Annotated in this window: 11 protein-coding genes; 9 read left to right on the top strand and 2 right to left on the bottom strand. The window is 75.5% G+C overall.

Going from position 1 to position 17,368, the window contains the following annotated elements:
- Positions 1 to 153 precede the first annotated feature (153 nt).
- Positions 154 to 1,788, top strand: a complete 1,635-nt coding sequence (locus ABTX81_RS28705; protein ID WP_350551309.1) for a DUF4192 domain-containing protein — start codon at positions 154 to 156, stop codon at positions 1,786 to 1,788.
- 139 nt (positions 1,789 to 1,927) lie between these two features.
- Here ABTX81_RS28705 and ABTX81_RS28700 read toward each other — a convergent pair whose 3' ends face one another.
- The gene (locus ABTX81_RS28700; RefSeq protein ID WP_350551307.1) at positions 1,928 to 3,244 is read right to left on the bottom strand and encodes an alpha/beta fold hydrolase; all 1,317 of its coding nucleotides are present in this window, start codon (positions 3,242 to 3,244) and stop codon (positions 1,928 to 1,930) included.
- A gap of 640 nt (positions 3,245 to 3,884) precedes the next feature.
- On the opposite strand from ABTX81_RS28700, the gene ABTX81_RS28695 reads away from it, so the two are divergent.
- From ABTX81_RS28695 to ABTX81_RS28665, 7 genes are all read left to right on the top strand, one after another.
- Complete coding sequence (locus ABTX81_RS28695) at positions 3,885 to 6,005, top strand: glycogen debranching N-terminal domain-containing protein (RefSeq protein ID WP_350551466.1); 2,121 nt, start codon at positions 3,885 to 3,887, stop codon at positions 6,003 to 6,005.
- A gap of 141 nt (positions 6,006 to 6,146) precedes the next feature.
- A complete protein-coding gene (locus ABTX81_RS28690) occupies positions 6,147 to 6,905 on the top strand; it encodes an NUDIX hydrolase (RefSeq protein ID WP_350551305.1) in 759 nt (252 codons plus the stop codon).
- Positions 6,906 to 7,134: 229 nt separating this feature from the next.
- On the top strand, positions 7,135 to 8,868 hold the full coding sequence (locus ABTX81_RS28685; protein ID WP_350551303.1) for an ATP-binding cassette domain-containing protein: 1,734 nt from the start codon (positions 7,135 to 7,137) through the stop codon (positions 8,866 to 8,868).
- Positions 8,869 to 8,871: 3 nt separating this feature from the next.
- Entirely contained in the window at positions 8,872 to 9,777 is a 906-nt protein-coding gene (locus ABTX81_RS28680; protein ID WP_350551301.1) for a hypothetical protein, read from the top strand.
- A 163-nt stretch (positions 9,778 to 9,940) separates the two neighbouring features.
- Positions 9,941 to 10,831 (top strand): FadR/GntR family transcriptional regulator, encoded by an 891-nt coding sequence (locus tag ABTX81_RS28675; RefSeq protein WP_350551299.1) that lies wholly within the window; start codon positions 9,941 to 9,943, stop codon positions 10,829 to 10,831.
- A gap of 537 nt (positions 10,832 to 11,368) precedes the next feature.
- Positions 11,369 to 13,012, top strand: coding sequence for an RNA polymerase sigma factor (locus ABTX81_RS28670; RefSeq protein WP_350551297.1), 1,644 nt, complete (start codon positions 11,369 to 11,371; stop codon positions 13,010 to 13,012).
- 348 nt (positions 13,013 to 13,360) lie between these two features.
- A complete protein-coding gene (locus tag ABTX81_RS28665) occupies positions 13,361 to 14,176 on the top strand; it encodes a S1 family peptidase (RefSeq protein WP_502892883.1) in 816 nt (271 codons plus the stop codon).
- Positions 14,177 to 14,354: 178 nt separating this feature from the next.
- Here the strand turns inward: ABTX81_RS28665 and ABTX81_RS28660 are convergent, their stop codons facing one another.
- On the bottom strand, positions 14,355 to 14,585 hold the full coding sequence (locus ABTX81_RS28660; RefSeq protein WP_350551292.1) for a DUF7455 domain-containing protein: 231 nt from the start codon (positions 14,583 to 14,585) through the stop codon (positions 14,355 to 14,357).
- A 539-nt stretch (positions 14,586 to 15,124) separates the two neighbouring features.
- Here ABTX81_RS28660 and ABTX81_RS28655 point away from each other — a divergent pair.
- Positions 15,125 to 17,236, top strand: a complete 2,112-nt coding sequence (locus tag ABTX81_RS28655) for a DNA gyrase/topoisomerase IV subunit B (protein ID WP_350551289.1) — start codon at positions 15,125 to 15,127, stop codon at positions 17,234 to 17,236.
- Positions 17,237 to 17,368: the final 132 nt, after the last annotated feature.

Genomic DNA, 17,368 nt, shown 5'->3' with positions numbered 1-17,368 from the left:
ATCCGTTCTTCTGCTGAACGGCCGCCGTTTTTCCCCCGGGAGAGTGGCTCGGCGATACGCCGATCGGGGGAGGAGTTATTCACAGGCCGGGTTTATCCACAGGGCCGGAGGAATTTTCCGGGGGCTGCGGAGAATTGCGGCAGCCTTCCCGCCATGACCGACGAACGCATCGCCCTTCCCTTCGGCGACGGCCCCGGTGGCCGTCCGATCACCATGCGGGGCCCGGCCGACATGGCCGAGGTGCTGCCCTACCTGCTCGGCTTCTTCCCCGACGACAGCATCGTCGCGGTCGGCCTCCAGCCGCCCGGACTGCACCAGGGCGGGGTGATCCGGCTGGACATCCCCGAGTCGGCCGAGGAGTGGCCGGCCGCCGCCGAGGAGACGGCCGCCCTCCTCGTCAGGCTCTCCGAGCGGCAGGACCGGCGGCCGGCCCAGGTCCTCCTCTACCTCTGCCAGGACCCCTCCGGGCCGGGGCCCGGAGGGAGGCACGGCCCGCCGGTGGCCGAGCAGCTGCGCCCGCTCGCGGACCGGCTGCACCAGGCCTTCGAGTGCCGTGGGGTGCGGGTCAAGGAGTCGCTGTGCGTCTCGGCGGGCCGCTGGTGGTCCTTCCTCTGCACGCGGGAGGGCTGCTGCGATCCGGCGGGGCACCCGATCCGCCGCACGCCCGGCCCCGGCCCGGTCGCGGTGGCGGCGACCGTCGCCGGCCTGGCGCCGCGCGGCAGCCGCAAGGAGATCATGGCCGGGCTGGCCCCGATCGGCCCGCCCGGGGCGGACACCGTGCGGGGCGCCCTCGCCCGGGCCGGGGCCGGGCCGTCGCCGGGGCGGCGGCTCTCGCTCGACCGGCGGGAGCACGCCGAGCTGCTCGACGCGGCGGTGGCCGCGTTCATGGCCGGGGCCACGGCGCTCGACGAGGACCGGACGGCACGGCTGCTGCTGGCGCTCCAGGACCGGATCATCCGGGACCGCGCGGCCGAGTACGCCAGACCGGACGAGCTCGCGCCCGCCCAACGGCTCTGGCGGTTCCTGGCCACCCGCTGCGTGGCGCCCTACGAGAGCTGTGCCGCGCCGCCGCTCACCCTGCTGGCCTGGGCCTCGTGGGTCGCGGGGGACACCGCCACCGCGCGTGTGGTGCTCGGCCACACGCTCCGCCGCCACCCTTCCTACCTGCTCGCGCAACTGCTGTACGAGTCGCTGAACGGCGGCTTCGCGCCGGACACGCTGCTGGCGAGCGTGGAGGAGGAGCGCCGCCGCCGCACCGAGCGGGAGGAGCGGGAACGGGCGGCGGCCGAGGAGCGGGCCCCGGACCAGGCGCCGGAGGCCGAGCCGGAGTCGGGGTCGGGGTCGGGGTCGGAGCCGGGTCCGCCCCCGGCACCGGTCCCGGCCGCCGGCCGGCCCGCTCCCGGGAAGGCGCGCCGCCGCGGCCGTCGGCGGCGGGGTCGGTCGGGCGCGGCGACCGACGGGGCGGTACCGGGACCGGCCTCCGGCGGGCCCGGGGAACCCGACCGTCCGGCCGGCGCCTCGCCCGGGCGGGACGGCAGCGGCGGCGCCCCCGAGGCGGGCGGAGGCACCGGGGCCTGCGCCGCGCGGGCGCGGTGCACGGGGACCGCCGGTGCCCGCTCCGGCACGGCTTCGGCGGCGGGGTGCCGGCCGCCGGATCGCCGGCGTGCCCTCCGCACGGTGCGGATCGCCCGCCCGACGCCCTGGCCGGCGCCCTCCCCGGCGGGCGGCTGCCGGCGGGTCCGGGTCCGGGGCGCGCGCGGAGCGGCGGAGGGCCGCCATGGGCGTTGACGTCCTGACGGTCGCGGCGGGCGGGCCGAGCCCGTCCGGCCGCCGCCGGACCGGCTTCCCCGACCGTCCCGCCAGGCGTCCGGGGAAGCCCGGACCGGGGGCGTTCCGCCCGGCGGCCGGGGCCGGGTCCGGCGCCGCGCTACGCCTCGCCGCGCGCCATCGCGATCAGGCGGTCCAGTACCTTGCCCCCGCTGACCCGCAGGCCGTCGTGCTCCCACTCGTTGGTGATCCAGGTCCGCAGCCCCCGCACGGCCCGCGCGGTCTCCAGCGAGTCGGCGGTGTCCACGTACATGTCGTCGTGGTAGACCGCCGCCACCACCGGCACCTCGTTGGCGGCCAGCCGGGCCGGGTCGTAGAGGTCGGACCAGTCGGTGCGGGCGGCGAGCAGCTCCGCGGTCTCCTTCAGCGGCCGCAGCGCCGGGTCGGTGTCGAACATCCAGGGGTAGATCATCTCCCCGGTGAAGAGCACCGGCGCGCCGGACTCCAGCGCGGCCCGGGCGTCGAACTCCGGGAACTCCGCCCGCACGCGCGCGGCGGACCAGCCGGTGCCGGCCGGGTCCACCGAGCGCTGGCCGTAGATCGACTCGTGCAGGACGGCGTAGAGCGGGCCCTGCGCGAAGGAGAGCTGCGCCTGGGCGCCGGCGAGGAAGGTGTCGGAGAGCTCGGGGCCGGCCGAGCCCTCCACCCAGGCCTCCTCCAGCAGGTAGTGGAGGGTCCCGGAGCCGCTGCCGCCGCCGAGCAGCAGGCCGAGCGCCTGGAACGCCTCGACGGTGAGCCGCCCGCCGTCGGGCAGGACGGCGGGGGCGTCGGCGAGGTGCGCGGCGATCCGCCGCACCGCCTCGACGTCCTGCGGGAAGCGCGCGTAGTGGTCCTCGTTCTTGCGGACGACGCGCGGGTAGGCGGCCCGGTAGACGTCGTCGGCGGAGCTGCGCAGTCCGGCCAGGCCGCCGGTGATGAAGGCCTGGTCGAGGCCCTCGGGTGCGAGGGAGAGGTAGGTGAGGGTGCAGAAGCCGCCGAAGCTCTGACCGAGCACGCTCCACCGGCGGTCGTCGCCGAGCAGCCGGCGGCGGATCAGCTCGGCGTCCCGCACGATCGAGTCGGCCCGGAAGTGCGCCAGGTAGTCCGCCTGCTCCTTGGCGCCGCCCCGCCGCGCCAGCGTCTGCCGGGTGGCGGGCGTGGACCGCCCGGTGCCGCGCTGGTCGAGCAGGAGCACCCGGTAGTCGTCGAGCGCGCGCTCCAGCCAGCCGTCGCGGCCGAGCGGGCGGCCGGCCTTGCCGCCAGGACCGCCCTGGAGGAACACCAGCCACGGCAGACCGGCGTCCTCGGAGCGGCCCGAGGCGACCACCTCGCGGGCGTACACCTCGATCTGCTCGCCCTGCGGGGCGGCGTGGTCGAGCGGCACCTGGAAGACGTGGTCGGTGAAGGCAATCCCGGGCAGCCGGCTGACGGTGGACATGCAACTCCTCGGTCTCTGCTGGTCACAGTGGTCGCTTCGGTCCCGACCGGGGTTGCCGGTGGCGGGGCCGCGATCCCCGCACCGTATCCTGACCGCGGCCCGGGGCCGCCCCGGCGGCCACCGCCCGCGACCGCCCACCCGGCGACCCGTGCGGCCGGGTACGACCGACCGGAGGCGCCAGCCGTTCGGCCAGCGGCCGCGGCGCTCGGGCGGGAACCGGACCCCGGGCGACCCGGCGGGCGTGACCTGTCGCCGGTCTCCGGCGTTCACTCCGGGGGCCCTGTGCCCGGGCGCCGAGCGCCCACCGGGGGACGGGGCGCCGGGCATCGGACCCGGGCACCGCGCCGTCACCGGCGCGGGCGGGCAACGGGCCCGGCGGTGCGCCGGAGGGCGCCACGATGCCCGGGACGAACGACGGCCGGGACGAACGACGCCCGGGACGAAGGACGCGGGACCGGTGCCGACTCGGTACCGGGCGCCGCTTGGCACGGCCCGGCACCGGGTACGGCCAGACACGGCACGGTGGTCGGCGGGGTGTCCGCCGGCCCGGCACCAGCACGCACGCGATCGAACATGCTCGCGGCCCATCGGCCCTGACCGGCCACCGGACCGCCGAGGGGAGGAGAGTCCGGTGACCGCGATGAGGCCACCACAGGCCATGCCCGCCGAGAGCGTGGTCGGCGCGCCGAGACCGGCCGGCCGGCCGGACCAGGCCCAGCCGGCCGGCCCCGGCGGCCCGGCCCGGCCCGCGCCGCCGCGCTCGCAGCCGGCCGCCACCCACCAGGAGCTGCTCTGTGTGAACGCGCCCGCGATGGCCGCCTCGGGCCCCGACGGCCAGGTGCGCGGACACGGCCTGCACGGCTTCTACCGCTCCGGCGTCCGGGTGGTGGCCCGGATGGAGCTGCGCCTCGGCGGGGTCGAGCCGCTCCCGCTCCAGGGCACCCTGACCTCGGCGGCCCAGGCCCGCTTCCTGGGCGCCGTCCGCCTCCCCGGCGACCTCGACCCGGACCCGGCGCTCACCGTCGAGCGGCTGCGCCACGCCGACGGCGTCGAGACCGTCACGGTGCGCAACGCCGGCAGCCGCCCGGCCCGGCTCCCGCTGGAGATCGCGCTTGCCACCGACCTCGGCCCGGTCGGCGAGATCGCCGCCGGTCACCGGCCCCCGGACCTGCCCGGCCAGGTGCAGTCCGCCGGGCTGCGCTGGGTGGGGCCCACGCACAGCGCCACGGTCAGCGCCCAGCCCTCGCCGCACGCGGTGCTGGCCGGAGCCGGCGTGCTGCGCTGGGACCTGGAGGTCCAGCCGGGCGCGCGCTGGTCGGTCGAGCTGCGGGCCGGCCTGGAGAGCACGGCGCCCGGCCCGCGCCCGCCGGGCGGTCGCGGCACCGGGGTCCCGCTGCCGTGGGCCGAGCCCGAGGTGCGCTGCGACGATCCGCGCGCGGCGCTGGTGGTGTCGCGCTCCCTGGACGCCCTCGGCGGGCTGCTGTTCGCCGACCCCGACCGGCCCACCGACCTCTACCTGGCCTCCGGCGCGCCCTGGCGGTTCGGCCTCGCCCCGGCCGACGCGCTCTGGGCGGCCCGGCTGACCCTGCCGCTCGGCACCCGGCTCGCCGCCGGCACGCTGCGCGCGCTGGCCCGCCGTCAGCAGACGGCCGCCGCGGCGGGCCAGGGCCCCCGCCGCCCCGAGGGCCTGCTTCCCGGCGCGCTGCGGCACGGCGGCCCCGAGCTGCCGCCGACCTGCACCGCCACCGAGGCGACCCTGCTGTTCGTCACCGTGCTGGCCGAGGCCTGGCGCTGGGGCCTGCCCCGGGCGGAGGTGGCCGAACTGCTCCCGGCCGCCGAGCGCGCGCTCGGCGCGCTGCGCGAGGGTCTGGTGGACGGCTTCGTCACCGACCTGAGCCGCCCCGTCGAGGAGCGCTCCGCCCAGCCGGTGCCGGCCCGGGCCGAGGTGCAGGCCCAGGCGCACCGGGCCGCCCTGCACGGGGCCGAGCTGCTGGAGGCCTTCGGCCGGCCCGGCGCCGAGGAGTGGCGCGGTTGGGCGGCCGCCCTGCGCGGCCGGTTCCGCGAGCGGTTCTGGGTGGACGACCTCTCCGGCGGCCGTCCCGCCGCCGGTCTCGCCCCGGGCGGCCAGCCGCTGCCCGCGGTCGCCGCCGCGCTGGTCCACCTCCTCGACCCGGGCCTGTCCGCCGAGGGCGGCCGGCACGAGAGCCTGCTGGACCGCGAGCAGACCAGGCTGCTCGCCCAGCGGCTGGCCGCGCCCGAGCTCGACAGCGGCTGGGGACTGCGCACGCTCAGTGCCAAGTCGCCCCGGTTCAACCCGCTGGGCCACCGCAGCGGGGCGGTGCGCGTCCACGAGACCGCCCTCGCCATCGCCGGGCTCGCGGAGGCCGGCCACGAGAACGAGGCCGGCGCCCTGCTGGAGGGCCTGCTCGGCGCCGCCGCCCACTTCGAGGGCCGGCTGCCCGAGATGTACGCGGGGGAGCAGTGGACGCCCGGCTGCCCGCCGGTCCCGCATCCGGGGGCCTGCCGACCGGCGGCGGTCTCCGCGGCCGGCGCCGCGCACGCGGTGTTCGCGCTCGCCGGGGTCCGGCCGGACGTCCCCGGCGGACGGGTGCTGGTCCGCCCGGCCAGCACGGCGCCGCTCGGGGAGCTGGAACTGACGGGGCTGCGGGTGGCCGGCGAGCCGTTCTCGGTCCGGGTCAGCCGGATCGGTGTGGCGATGGTGGAGGAGGCGTCCGCCGAGCTCCAGCTGGTGGCCCGCTGACGCCGCCTCCGCCGCCGCCGCCGCCCGGGCGCGGGCCGGACTCCACCGGCCCGCGCGGGGCGGACGGCGGGACGGGCCGCGGCGGCACGGCCCGTCCGCGGGCCTGTGCTTATCGTCAGAGAGACGACTATGATCGTCGCCATGTCGCGTTATGACCCGTCGGCCTTCCCCCCGTTCGCAGTCACGGTCGACCTGGTCGTGCTGACGGTGCGCGAGCACGCGCTCTGTGCCCTGCTGGTCCGCCGGGGCGAGCCGCCCTACCAGGGCTACTGGGCGCTCCCCGGGGGATTCGTGCGCCCCGACGAGGGACTGGCCGAGGCCGCCTCGCGGGAGCTGGCCGAGGAGACCGGTCTGCGCGCCTACTCCGCCCCCGGCCACGACGCGGCCGGGCCCGGCACCGCCGGCGCCCACCTGGAACAGCTCGCCACCTACGGCCACCCCCAGCGCGACCCCCGGATGCGGGTGGTCAGCGTCGCCTACCTGGTGCTCGCGCCCGACCTGCCGACCCCGCGTGCCGGCGGCGACGCCAGCGGCGCCCGCTGGGCCCCGGTCACCGAGCTCCTCGGCCCGAACCAGGTCGACGGTGTCCCGCTCGCCTTCGACCACGGACTGATCCTGGCGGACGGGGTGGAGCGGGCCCGCTCCAAGATCGAGTACTCCTCGCTCGCGACGGCCTTCTGCTCGGCCGAGTTCACCGTCGGCGAGCTGCGCCGGGTCTACGAGGCGGTCTGGGGCGTGGTCCTCGACCCGCGGAACTTCCACCGCAAGGTGACCGGCACCCCGGGCTTCCTGCTGCCCTCGGGCGGCACGACGACCCGTCAGGGTGGCCGCCCGGCCCAGCTGTTCACCGCCGGCGGCGCCAATGTGCTCAACCCGCCGATGCTGCGCCCGGAGTCCTGAGGCCGCGCCCGAGCCGGCCCGGCCGCCGGCCCGTCCGTCGGCCCGAACGTCTCGGTCGCAGGATCGGATTGTCCCCTGATCGGGTGAGGTGTGCGGGCGGTGTGCCCGTGCCGCTCCCGTAATGCCCGGAATCGCCGCCGCCGACCCCTAATGTGCTGGCGCGGAACCGTGCGGGCGCGACCCGGCGCCGCACGGACCAGGTCGGCCGAGGGCATGGGAGCAGCCAGCGATGATCCAGATCACCGGACTGACCAAGGTCTACCGCCGGGGCGTTCCACCGGCGTTGCTGGATCTGACCTTCGAGGCCCGTCCGGGCACGGTGACGGCGCTGCTCGGCCCCGAGGGGGCGGGCAAGTCGACCGCGCTGCGGCTGATGCTGGAACTCGAACGGGGCCGGGGCGTCACGCTGTTCGCCGGCCGCACCTACCGCCGGCTGCGGTGGCCCGAGCGCGAGGTCGGCGTGGTGCTCGCCGGACCGGGCGGCGTACCGGGGTGTGCGGACACCGCCGGACACCCCGGCCGCAGGGCCCGGGGACACCTCAGGATGCTGGCCGCGGCCGTCGGGGTGCCGGCCCAGCGGGCCGACGAACTCCTGGAGCAGATCCGGCTCGCGGCCGTCGCCGACCAGCGCCTGCGCACCTTCTCGCCGGGGATGCACCGGCGGCTCGCGCTCGCCGCCGCGCTGCTCGGCGAACCCGCCACGCTGCTCCTGGACGCGCCCACCGACGGGCTCTCCCCGCGCAACGTGGAGTGGTTCCACTCCTTCCTGCGCTCGTTCGGCGCCGCCGGGGGCACGGTGCTGGCCACCACCCGCACCCCGCAGGAGGCCGCGCGGTTCGCCGACCGGGTGATCACCCTGGACGAGGGGCGGATGGCGGCCGACCAGCCGGTGTCGGAGTTCCGGCGCACCCGGCTCAGCCCCGAAGTCTCCGTCCGGGGACCGCAGATGGCCCGGCTCGCCGACCTGCTGACCGGTCACGGCGCACAGGTCCGCCGGGACGGCGGCGCGGGGCTCGCGGTGGCGGGGATCGGGCGGACCGAGATCGGCGAACTCGCCTACCGGCACGGCATCCTGCTGCACGAGCTCGCCGACCGGGTGGCCGAGCAGCCCGCCCCCCGGGCCGCCCTGCCGGCCGGTTCCGGCCGGTCGGGCCGGCTCCAGGTGCAGGCCGGTCCCGGACCGGTCCGACTGACGAAGGCCCGGGCCGCGGGTGACGGGGCGAAGGAACGGCCGAAGGGGCGGGCGGAGGAACGGACGGAGGAACGGACGGAGGAACGGGCGCCGGTTCCGGCGGCGGCCGAGCGGACGACGGCACCCCCGGTGGCGCCGGCGGCACTGGCGCAGGCGCAGGCGCAGGCGCAGGCGCAGGCACTGGCGCCGGCGGTGGTACGGCCGGCCGCCGCCGACCGGGAGCGGGACCCCGCCCCCGCCCCCGCCCTCGCCCTCCCGGTCGCGGCGGCGGCCGGCCTCTCGGCCGCGACCGCGCTGTCCGCGCTCACCGCCCGCAGCGGGATCCGGGCCATCCCCCGGCGCACGGCCGACGGGAGCGGACGGGGCCGACCGCCGGCCGGCGGACAGGCCGGCGGACAGGGCGGCGGACAGGGCGGGGCCCGGGACGGCGGGAGGCCGGCCGGGGAGGCCTCGCCGACCGTCACCGTGGACCGGCTCTTCCGGGACGGACCGACCGGTCTCGCCCGCTCGGCCGACGGCCGCCCCGGGGAGTCCGCCGACCTGAGGACCGACGACACCGTCCGCCTCGGCCGCGTCACCCACCGGCCCGCCGAGCACCCATCCGTCACCCACCCACCCGCCGAGCACCGGCCCGTCGAGCACCGGCCCGTCGAGGGCCCGCCCGCCGCCCGCAGGGGCGCGGAGGACGCGGCACCCGCAGCCTCCGGTGCTGCCGCCACGGACCGGGCCGGGGTGGCCGTCCCGATGACCTCTGACCTTCGGAGCGAGTGAACCGTGCGAGTTCTGGCCTATGAGCTGCGCCGGCTGCGCGGCCTGCGTTCGACCTGGCTGCTGCTCGGCCTGGTGGTGGTCTGCGACGCCGTGGTCGCCGGTGTGCTGGCGGCGCGGACGCCCGACGGGGCCCTGGGCGGCGCGGCGGGCGTGCGGCTGCTGACGGCGGCGGTGCCGCTGGTGCCGCTGCCGTTCGCGGCGCTGGGCGCCGGGGTGCTGGGCGCGCTGTCGTACGGGCACGAGGTGCGGCACCCGGGGCTGGCGGCCTCGCAGGTGGGCTATCTGCGCCGGGTCCGGCTGCTGGCGGGCAAGCTGCTGGTGACCGGCGCGGTCGCGGCGCTGCTGGCGCTGGTGACGCTGCTGGTCGACGCGGTGACCGTGCACCTCGCGCTGCCGGCCGGGGTGACGGTCACGGCCTGGTCGGACCCGGCCGCGCTCTCCGGACGGGTCGCCCGGGCGCTGGCCGCGGCCGGGCTGAGCGGGCCCGGCGACCTGCCGCAGGCGCTGGCGCCGCTGGGCCCGGCGGCCGGGCACGGGGCGCCGACCGCGCTGCTGGCGTTCGTCCTGCTGGTGGTCGCGGCGGGCTGGACCGGGGTGCTGACCACCGCGCTGACCCGCAGCGCGGTCGCCGGGGTGCTGCTGCTCTGCGCGCTGCCGCCGCTGCTGGAGTCCGGGGTGGCGCTGCTGCTGCGGCGGACCGGGACGCCCTGGCCGACCCGCGCGGCGGAGCTGCTGCCGTTCCAGTCCGGGATCGAGTGGGCGTACGGATGGGTGTACGGCGGGGACCGCCGGGTTGCGGCGGGCGGCTCGGTCCTGACCGATCCGGCGCTGCTGGCCGCGGTGGCGGCTCCGGCGTTCCTGTTGCTGCTGGTCACCCTGGCGGTGCAGGTCAGGCGCCGGGCGCTGTGAGCCCCCGCCCGGCGGGGGCGGTTCGTCAAGATCGACCAAGGGTGACCGTAATGCGCGCTTCGCCCTGATAAGAAGTCAATTATCCAGTCACGGTCGATCACCCTTTCGTGTGCTTTTCACGAGAATTCTCAAGCTGCGCCCGCCGATCGCCGACAAAGGAGCTGTGAACACCCTTGCGCACCCCACCATGACCCCCGCCCGCTCCGCCGACGGGGCCATCCCCGGCGCCATCCCCGGCCCCGCCGACCTGGACCGCTTCTCCTACGCCGACCGGCCCACCCCGCCGGCGCCCCGCTGGGAGGGCGCCGAGTCGGACCTCGCCCGGGTCGGCCGCAAGACCACCAGCAGCCGCGGCCGCGGCCTGCACGGCCAGCTCGTCCAGCAGCTCGGCCAGATGATCGTCTCCGGCGACCTCGGCGCCGACCGGCCGCTCGTCCCCGAGGAGATCGGCCAGCGCTTCGAGGTCTCCCGCACCGTCGTCCGCGAGTCGCTGCGGGTGCTGGAGGCCAAGGGCCTGGTCAGTGCCCGTCCCAACGTCGGCACCCGGGTCCGCCCGGTCAGCGACTGGAACCTGCTCGACCCGGACATCATCGAGTGGCGCGCCTTCGGCCCGCAGCGCGACGAGCAGCGCCGGGAGCTGTTCGAGCTCCGCTGGGCGATCGAGCCGCTGGCCTCCCGGCTGGCCGCCGGCCACGGCCGGGAGGACGTCCAGCAGCGGCTGGCCGAGCTGGTCGAGATCATGGGGCACGCCTGCGCCCAGGCGGACCTCGCCACCTACGCCCGGGCCGACGCCGAGCTGCACGGCCTCGTCCTGCAGCTGGCGGGCAACCGGATGCTGGAGCACCTCTCCGGGATCGTCGCCTGCGCGCTGCAGGTGTCCGGCGGACCGGCCACCTCCTGCGAGCGGCCCTCGGAGCCCTCGGTCGGGCTGCATGCCCGGCTGGTGGACGCGCTCGGCACCGGCGACGGCACCGCCGCCGAGACCGCGATGCGGGCACTGCTCACCGTCCACCCCGAGATCGAGCCCTCCGTCCCGGCTCCCCGGGAGCACTGAGCGGACCGTTCGGCGACCGGGCTGCCATCCCGCCCCGCGACCTGTCCACGGACCGCCCCGTCATGATCCGTCCGACCGAGACCCTCCCGCGGCCTCCCGCCGCCTCCTCAGCGACCCCGGCCCTCCGGCTGCCGCCACGGTGCAGCCGGGGGGCCTCCGCACGTCGGGGGCCGTCACGGGTCGGCCCGGCGGACGTGGCCCGGGGGCGAGATGTCGTGTCCATGGTGACCGGTTGGGGCGCGGGTGGGGGATGATGGAAGCCGGCCCCGGGCCGCGGCCGCCGTCCGGTGTGACCCGCGACACGAAGGCCATGCGTAACACTTGACGAGTAGCAGCGATGTGTCCTGAGCGGAAGCAGCTCCGGAATACCCCAACATGTCAGAATGCTGTGTTGGTCTGCGGCGCTGCTGCCGTCCTGCAAACCCAGTCCTCAAGCCCGAGTCGGTCGGAATCGACACCGCGTGCCCGACGCGCGATCTCCTTCCCCGCCCGCTCGGGCGGCCGGTACGGGTTCGAGTCCACTCATCGTCCGAGAGGTTGTTCGTGTCGGCCAGCACATCCCGTTCGCTTCCCCCCGAGATCGCCGAGTCCGCGGCTCTGCTGGCGCTCATCGAGCGGGGCAAGGCCCAGGGGCAGATCGCCGGTGACGACGTGCGCCAGGCGTTCGAGGCGGACCAGATCCCGGTCACCAAGTGGAAGAACGTCATGCGCAGCCTCAACCAGGTTCTGATTGAGGAGGGGGTGGACCTCATGGTCAGCGCGGCCGAACCGGCCGGCGCCAAGCGCAAGAGCGTTGCTGCCAAGAGCCCCACCAAGCGCACGGCGACCAAGGCGGTCACCACCCGGACCCCGGCCGCCCCGTCGGCCCCGACCAAGCCGCCCGTGCGCATCGCGCCCGGTGCGACCATCTCCACTCCGGCGGTCGCGGCCGCCGCGGCGCCGGTCAGCACGGTCTCCGCCGAGATCACCACCGAGGCGGTCACGGCCGCCGAGGTGAAGGCGGCCCCGGCGAAGAAGGCCGCCCCGGCCAAGAAGGCCGCCGCCAAGAAGACCACCGCGCCGGCCAAGAAGGCCGCCGCCAAGAAGACCACCGCCGCCAAGGGCAAGGGCGACGAGGAGCTGCTCGGCGAAGAGGAGCTCCTGGAAGAGGTGGCGCTGCCGGGCGACAAGGCCGGTACCGAGGGCGACGCCCCGGAGGAGGAGTCGGAGGGCTTCGTCCTCTCCGACGACGACGAGGACGACGCGCCGGCCCAGCAGGTGGCCGTCGCCGGTGCCACCGCCGACCCGGTCAAGGACTACCTGAAGCAGATCGGCAAGGTGCCGCTGCTCAACGCCGAGCAGGAGGTCGAGCTCGCCAAGCGGATCGAGGCCGGCCTGTTCGCCGAGGACAAGCTCTCGGCCGCCGACAAGCTCGCCCCCAAGCTCAAGCGCGAGCTGGAGATCATCGCCGAGGACGGCCGCCGCGCCAAGAACCACCTGCTGGAGGCCAACCTCCGCCTGGTCGTCTCGCTGGCCAAGCGCTACACCGGCCGCGGCATGCTCTTCCTGGACCTCATCCAGGAGGGCAACCTCGGTCTGATCCGTGCGGTCGAGAAGTTCGACTACACCAAGGGCTACAAGTTCTCCACCTACGCGACCTGGTGGATCCGCCAGGCGATCACCCGAGCGATGGCCGACCAGGCCCGCACCATCCGCATCCCGGTGCACATGGTCGAGGTCATCAACAAGCTGGCCCGCGTCCAGCGCCAGATGCTCCAGGACCTGGGCCGCGAGCCCACCCCGGAGGAGCTGGCCAAGGAACTCGACATGACCCCGGAGAAGGTCATCGAGGTCCAGAAGTACGGTCGCGAGCCCATCTCGCTGCACACCCCGCTCGGCGAGGACGGCGACAGCGAGTTCGGTGACCTCATCGAGGACTCCGAGGCGGTCGTCCCGGCCGACGCGGTCTCCTTCACCCTGCTCCAGGAGCAGCTGCACTCGGTGCTGGACACCCTGTCCGAGCGCGAGGCGGGCGTGGTCTCGATGCGCTTCGGCCTGACGGACGGTCAGCCGAAGACGCTGGACGAGATCGGCAAGGTGTACGGGGTCACCCGTGAGCGCATCCGCCAGATCGAGTCGAAGACCATGTCCAAGCTGCGCCACCCGTCGCGTTCCCAGGTGCTGCGCGACTACCTGGACTGATCACCGGTACCGGTCGGCCGGTACCGATCGGAAGGCCCGGAGCCCCGTGCTCCGGGCCTTCCGGCCGTTCGGGGCCGGTGGGCGTCAGCGTCCGGGTGGCCGCTGTCGCTCGTCCGGGTGGTGGCGCGGCGGCGATCGGTCGCGGACCGTAGCCGTTCACCTACGCTGTGCCGGTTGCCTGCTGCCGAGCCACCTGGAGACCCGGTGCCGCCCACCCGCGCCGACCTGCCGACCCCCGCGCCCGCCGGCGCACCCGTCGCTCCCGCCGTCGCATCCGTCGCTCCTGTCGCCGGTCCCGGCGCACCCGCCGCCGCCGGCCCGCTGTCCTCCCGGCGGCGCCGGGCCGCCGTGCTGGCACTGCTGGCCGCCCTGCCCGCGCCGCTGCTCGCCCTCGGCCCGGCGGCCCCGGCCGCCGCCCAGGCCCGGCCGCAGGGCCGGATCGTCGGCGGCGAGGCGGTGTCCACGGGCGACCACCCGTGGATGGTGGCGCTGGCCAGCCGCCAGCAGTTCGGCTCCGGGCGCTCGGGGCAGTTCTGCGGGGGAGCGCTGGTCACCCCGACCAAGGTGGTCACCGCGGCGCACTGCTTCTACGACGAGGCCAGTGGGCGCCCGGTCGAGCGGCCCGGCCTGCGGGTGGTGGTCGGGCGGGACGACCTGCGCGGTTCGCTCGGCCGCGAGGTGGCGGTGCGCACCGTCTGGGTCCACCCCGCCTACTCCTTCAGCACCAACATGAACGACGTGGCGGTGGTCACCCTGGCCGAGTCGCAGGGGAGCCGGCCGGTGATCGACCTGGTCGGCCAGGGCGAGGCGGAGCCGTACCGGCCGGGGACCAGGGCGCAGGTGTACGGCTGGGGGGACACCACCGGCCGCGGCGACTACGCGCCCGCGCTGCGCGGCGTGGACGTGCCGATCATCCCCGACCAGACCTGCGCCCAGGCCTACCCGGGCGGCCCGGACGGGCGCTTCGACGCCCGGGGCATGGTGTGCGCCGGCGAGCAGCAGGGCGGAAAGGACGCCTGCCAGGGCGACAGCGGCGGCCCGCTGGTGGTGGCCGGCCGGCTCGCCGGGCTGGTCTCCTGGGGGACGGGCTGCGCCGAGGCCGGCCACCCGGGCGTCTACACCCGGATCGCCTCGGTCTCCGACGCGGTGCGCGCCGTTCTGTAGCCGGACGGGCACCCGGTGCCGACCGGTCGGGCAGCACCCGGGCGGCGGGCGGAGCCGGTCCGGGAACGACGAAGCCGGGCGACCGGCCCCCGAAGGGGCGGTCGCCCGGCTCACCCGGTCACGCGTCGTGCGTGGCCGGACACACAGCTCGACGCTGGGCCTGTTGGGGCGCCTCGAATCAGCGCTCGTCGTCCGTGGCCGTCGCGGACGTGCCGCCCAGGCGGCCGCTCTCGTCCTGTATCTCCACGGCGATCTTCTTGAGCTCGGGCTCGAACTTCCGGCCGTGGTGGGCGCAGAAGAGCAGCTCTCCACCGCTGGCGAGTACGACGCGCAGGTAGGCCTGGGCGCCGCAGCGGTCGCAGCGGTCAGCCGCGGTGAGCGGGCTCGCAGGTGTCAGAACAGTAGTCACGTCGCCTCTTCTCTAGCTCGACGAGCTGTCGTACCAGGGTCAACATCCAACCAGGCCGAAAACGTTCCCGCTCGTGGCTTTTCTTCTCTGAGGATTCTGCTGTGTTGATGAGGACGTGCCCCGGGGGCCGGTGGTTCATGCGTACCGAATCCCAGGATCCGCCTGTCGCTCGAACGCCCGATCGGAACCGGATGTGAGAGTCCGCGTAGCATAATCCTCTGCTGGGTTGGAGCATAAGCCCCGTCCCGGGCCCCGGTAGCCTGCATAACGGCAGTTCCGGAGGCCGCACCCGGTCCCACGGTCCGCCAGGAGCGGTGGTACCGGGAGGAGATGGAGCCCCGGCGACCCGAATCCGGCACGGCCCTTGTTCGCGCAGCGCGTACAAGCTGCGCGGGACCGGCCCGCCGTGCTGTGCACCCAGCGGAGGGGTGCGCACACGGAGGGGAAACGGCTGTCGGTGCGGTGTGCTGCACTGGCGGACGGTCCGGACCCGTCCGGATGTGACCGATGAGACAGAACTTGACCGAGGAGAGTGCCGCGTGAGTGCCGAAACGACCGTGCCGTCCGCTCTGCTGGCCGGCGACGACGGTTCCAACTACACCGCTCGGCACCTGCTCGTCCTGGAGGGTCTGGAGGCGGTCCGCAAGCGCCCCGGCATGTACATCGGCTCGACCGACAGCCGCGGCCTCATGCACTGCCTCTGGGAGATCATCGACAACTCCGTCGACGAGGCGCTGGGCGGCTACTGCGACCGGATCGAGGTCGTGCTGCACGACGACGCCTCGGTCGAGGTCCGCGACAACGGGCGCGGTATCCCGGTGGACGTCGAGCCGAAGACCGGGCTGTCCGGCGTCGAGGTCGTGATGACCAAGCTGCACGCCGGCGGCAAGTTCGGCGGCGGCTCGTACGCGGCCTCCGGCGGTCTGCACGGCGTCGGCGCCTCCGTCGTCAACGCGCTCTCCGCCCGCCTGGACGTCGAGGTCGACCGCGGCGGCCACACCCACGCGATCAGCTTCCGCCGCGGCACCCCCGGCATCTTCACCGAGTCCAGCCCGGACGCCCCGTTCGAGCCGGCCAACGGCCTGACCAAGGCCCGCAAGGTGCCCAAGACCCGCACCGGCACCCGGATCCGGTACTGGGCCGACCGGCAGATCTTCCTCAAGGACGCCAGGCTCTCGCTGGAGAACCTGCACGCCCGGGCCCGGCAGACCGCCTTCCTGGTGCCAGGCCTGACCATCGTGGTGCGCGACGAGCGGCTCACCGAGAGCGACCAGGTCGAGGAGAGCACCTTCCGCTTCGACGGCGGCATCGCCGAGTTCTGCGAGTTCCTGGCGCCCGACAAGCCGATCTGCGACGTGCTGCGGCTGCACGGCGAGGGCACCTTCAAGGAGACCGTGCCCGTCCTGGACGACCTCGGGCACATGACGCCGACCGAGGTCACCCGGCACCTCGGGGTGGACATCGCGCTGCGCTGGGGCGCCGGCTACGACACCACGCTGCGCTCCTTCGTCAACATCATCGCCACCCCCAAGGGCGGCACCCACGTCACCGGCTTCGAGCGCTCGCTGGCCAAGACCGTCAACGAGGCGCTGCGCGCGGGCAAGCTGCTGCGCGTCGCCGAGGACGACATCACCAAGGACGACGCCACCGAGGGCCTGACCGCCGTGGTCACCGTCCGGCTCGCCGAGCCGCAGTTCGAGGGCCAGACCAAGGAGGTGCTGGGCACCTCGGCGGCCAACCGGATCGTCGCGGCCGTCGTCGCCAAGGAGCTCAAGGCCTTCCTCACCTCCGCCAAGAAGGACGAGAAGGTCCAGGCCCGGGCGGTGCTGGAGAAGGTCGTGGCCGCCGCCCGCACCCGGGTCGCCGCCCGCCAGCACAAGGAGGCCCAGCGCCGGAAGACCGCGCTGGAGACCAGCTCGCTGCCGGCCAAGCTGGCCGATTGCCGCAGCGACGACGTCGACCGCAGCGAACTCTTCATCGTCGAGGGCGACTCCGCGCTCGGCACCGCCAAGCTGGCCCGCAACTCCGAGTTCCAGGCCCTGCTCCCGATCCGCGGCAAGATCCTCAATGTGCAGAAGGCGTCCGTGAGCGACATGCTCAAGAACGCCGAGTGCGCGGCGATCATCCAGGTGATAGGGGCCGGTTCGGGCCGCACCTTCGACATCGACCAGGCCCGCTACGGCCGGGTCATCTTCATGGCCGACGCCGATGTCGACGGTTCGCACATCCGCTGCCTGCTGCTGACGCTGTTTCAGCGCTACATGCGGCCGATGGTCGAGCAGGGCCGGGTCTTCGCGGCCGTGCCGCCGCTGCACCGGATCGAGCTCACCAACCCCAAGCGTGGGCAGGAGAAGTACCACTACACCTACTCGGACGCCGAGCTGCGCTCCACCCTGCTGGAGTTCCAGCGCAAGGGCCTGCGCTGGAAGGACCCGGTCCAGCGGTACAAGGGCCTGGGCGAGATGGACGCCGACCAGCTGGCCGAGACCACCATGGACCCGCGCCACCGCACGCTGCGCCGGATCAACCTGGGCGACCTGGAGCAGGCCGAGAAGGTCTTCGACCTGCTGATGGGCAACGACGTGGCGCCGCGCAAGGAGTTCATCGTGGACTCGGCGGCCACCCTGGACCGTTCGCGCATCGACGCCTGACCGGGCACGGCGGCGCGAGGGCTCTCCACCCGCGGGTGGAGCGTCCTCGCGCCCTGCTCGCCGTTCTCGGTCTCCACCCGGCTGATGCGCGAGTCCGCCGAACTCGCCCGCCGCAAGGGCGTCCGGCTGCAC

The sequence above is a fragment of the Kitasatospora sp. NPDC097605 genome (assembly GCF_040302725.1).
Taxonomy (GTDB): Bacteria; Actinomycetota; Actinomycetes; order Streptomycetales; family Streptomycetaceae; genus Kitasatospora.
The sequence above is the reverse complement of the archived record's forward strand: the minus strand, read 5'-3'. Positions and strand labels throughout refer to the sequence as shown.

What these genes read in the sequence shown, in the direction of transcription:
- ABTX81_RS28705 (WP_350551309.1), top strand. Translation starts at nt 154, where the DNA reads ATGACCGACGAACGCATCGCCCTTCCCTTCGGCGACGGCCCCGGTGGC.
- ABTX81_RS28700 (WP_350551307.1), bottom strand. Translation starts at nt 3,244, where the DNA reads ATGTCCACCGTCAGCCGGCTGCCCGGGATTGCCTTCACCGACCACGTC.
- ABTX81_RS28695 (WP_350551466.1), top strand. Translation starts at nt 3,885, where the DNA reads ATGAGGCCACCACAGGCCATGCCCGCCGAGAGCGTGGTCGGCGCGCCG.
- ABTX81_RS28690 (WP_350551305.1), top strand. Translation starts at nt 6,147, where the DNA reads ATGTCGCGTTATGACCCGTCGGCCTTCCCCCCGTTCGCAGTCACGGTC.
- ABTX81_RS28685 (WP_350551303.1), top strand. Translation starts at nt 7,135, where the DNA reads ATGATCCAGATCACCGGACTGACCAAGGTCTACCGCCGGGGCGTTCCA.